General features: G+C 44.0%; 3 protein-coding genes (1 of these 3 running past the window's edge). All 3 read right to left on the reverse strand.

Annotation, left to right across the window (positions count from 1 at the left end):
- Positions 1–267 precede the first annotated feature (267 nt).
- Positions 268–1,092, reverse strand: a complete 825-nt coding sequence (locus tag COV43_08470; GenBank protein PIR24807.1) for a hypothetical protein — start codon at positions 1,090–1,092, stop codon at positions 268–270.
- Positions 1,086–2,153: a hypothetical protein gene (locus COV43_08475; protein ID PIR24808.1), complete on the reverse strand. Its 1,068-nt coding sequence runs from the start codon at positions 2,151–2,153 to the stop codon at positions 1,086–1,088. Before COV43_08475 ends, COV43_08470 begins: the two co-directional genes overlap by 7 nt.
- A 339-nt stretch (positions 2,154–2,492) precedes the next feature.
- On the reverse strand, positions 2,493–2,528 hold the end of the coding sequence (locus COV43_08480) for a hypothetical protein (protein ID PIR24809.1). 759 nt of this gene lie beyond the right edge of the window; 36 of the gene's 795 nt are visible here — the last part of the coding sequence; its start codon lies beyond the right edge, outside the window; its stop codon occupies positions 2,493–2,495.

Genomic DNA, 2,528 nt, shown 5'->3' on the forward strand with positions numbered 1-2,528 from the left:
AGAAATATTATTACTTCACCTCAACACCCTGCTTTTTAGTGCTGGGAGTTTTGTTTGCACTTCTTTTATACGTGCGTGGGAAAGTTCGAAAACGCTCATTCCCTCACCCTCGGGCTGAAAGGGTCTCCTCGTTCAATTGTCAGAGGGGATCACCACGTCACTACGCTCCTCGTGATGACAAAGAGTGCTTGTGTCATTGACGAAAAATGGATTGAGTTGCCATTATGCCTAGGATGACGGTGTTGATTTGTCATCACGTTTTTGTTGTTACCTTATCCCCAATTTTTTAAGGAGGTGGTCAACACGTTCAAACGCATCTCGTTGCACTTGAGCACGTTCTTCAGCATCAACAATTTCATCAAAGTCCGCGATGAACTTTGGCCCAACATGTTTTTCAGAAGCAAACTTTTCAGCAATCTTGGCAAGGCCTTCCTTCACCAGCCCGTGCGCCATAAAGGGAACGAAAGCTTTTATCAACATATCAAGACCGCCTGGGTAGTGTCTCAGACAATAATAGATGTCCCAAGCATCTTTTTCTTTCATACGATCGGCAAGCGCCATGCCTTTCATTATAATGAAGGGGACAATGGAAGCCACACGAATGGTGGCTGTATCTTGACCACCACCAGGAAGCTCACCACGCAACTGAATTTCCACCGGATGCTCGAAAGCAAGATCGCAGCCACGAGCTTTTCGCGCATGAACATCTTGCACTTTTTGGTGGCGATGCTTCTTACCAACACCTTCATACTCACCGGCCAAAAAATCAACCTGGACGGTAATTTCCCGCCCTTCAAAAATAAGCTTTCGGAAAAAAATAAACGGTTGTGTTCCCTGCTCGTATCCACGATTGCGCAAAAGCTTGAGAATGGTTGCGTATCCTTCTGCGGGAAGATTTCGATGGTCAAGGGCGAGGTCAATATCTGTACTGCCCACATGAGGAAACTCCTTTGACGGCAAAAGCAATTCTGGAACCCATCCGCCCACCAACACGATATCATCACGATAGGCGCCGAGCAAATGTGTGAGCTCTAAGAGGACTGCTCTCGCCGCATGAACAGTGTGAGCTTCATAATCAATTTTAGTTACCATGTCGGTCTCACTTTTCTTTCCAAGATCATGTGAGCAGCCTCTTCTCCGCGTCCACGAAAACCAATAAGATCAAGATAGGTCTGCAGAGGAGAAACAATTTTCATTTTATCAATGTCTTGTGATCTATAAAAAACACCGTCACCTACAGGTTGCGCTAGAACAACATTTGCTCCACTTGCTACCTTTTTCAACCCCAAGGCTTGAGCAATTTTATTGATATCACCGCTCACATAAGCCATGGCACGATGTGACCTGACGGCAGGGGCATAACGCAATGCTGCTGAAAATCCCATAAGAGCATAGGGAATGTTTTTTTTGCTACAAAGTTTTACCAAATCGGCTTCGAGTTCTGCTGAACTTTTAAGGGTGAAATATTCAAACCAATTTTTGCGTGGCACTTGCGCACCTGTCCATTCGATTAAAAGTTGTTCGGGATTCACTAAGGTAACACCTGTTTTATTTACAACAATAAACTCTTTATCCAGCAGCAACTTTTTGACATTAAAAGCTTGGCCAAGGCTCACCTTCGCTGCTTTGGCGAGCTCGATAAGAAGCCATTTTTTTTGAGGTTGTTCGAGCAACACCCGCAACACCCTTATTGCTTTCTCTGAAAAAAGTGAACGTTGCTCACGACGCAGCACTGATGGGTTTGGCTTACCTGACTGTTCAATATAAACATCTTTGAAACTCATGCGGCAGTTACCCGCCAAATCAAGATAGCCAACACCTTCTTCAACACAAATTTCTGCAGTTTCAGGTGAAATGTACGGCGCAACAACAAGACCATAGGTGGAGTTTTTTTCTCGGCAAGCGCGCGCGAGTTCAACTGCAACTGAACGTATAATGCGCGGCTGGCCGTTGTTTTTGATCGCCACAAGAAGATCTCTTGAACCCGATGGAGTCTTGACCTTTACGAGAAAATTATTTCCTTTGGCCATCCACTTCATGCGAGATTTGAAAGAAAGAAATGGCACTTTTCCAAGACACGCTTCTAAAGCGAGCTTCGCTTTCCGTTCCATGGTCCGTTCTGTTAGTTTCATTGTAATCACCTGTTTCAGCATTTGCTGAAAGTAAGCTTATCACTGAAAACACTTCCTATCAACCATTAAAGTTTAATACTTCTTTTGCAATGCAAAACTAAAAGAGCACTTTATAAATGCATTAGGCTCTAAAGGTGTCAAAATCTTGATTTTTCTCAGATTGAGAGGGGTTTGTCTTTTCATCCCTCCCCTTAAATTAAGGGGAGGTTAGGTGGGGTTATTGTTTTTGAACTCAGCAAATCATAACTCCCCCACTCCTCATCGCCGAACAAAGTGATAAAAACTTGAGGCACCCCTGTGGCTTTGCCCAAAAAATATTTCCTAGATCGTAGTGCCACCACTCGAAGAAATATTATTACTTCACCTCAACACCCTGCTTTTTAGTGCTGGGAGTTT

This window comes from Deltaproteobacteria bacterium CG11_big_fil_rev_8_21_14_0_20_42_23 (assembly GCA_002796345.1).
In the GTDB taxonomy this organism is placed as follows: Bacteria; UBA10199; UBA10199; order 2-02-FULL-44-16; family 2-02-FULL-44-16; genus 1-14-0-20-42-23.

Excerpts from the sequence above, each read along its gene's own strand:
- COV43_08475 (PIR24808.1), bottom strand. The coding sequence starts at position 2,153 with ATGCTGAAACAGGTGATTACAATGAAACTAACAGAACGGACCATGGAA.
- COV43_08470 (PIR24807.1), bottom strand. The coding sequence starts at position 1,092 with ATGGTAACTAAAATTGATTATGAAGCTCACACTGTTCATGCGGCGAGA.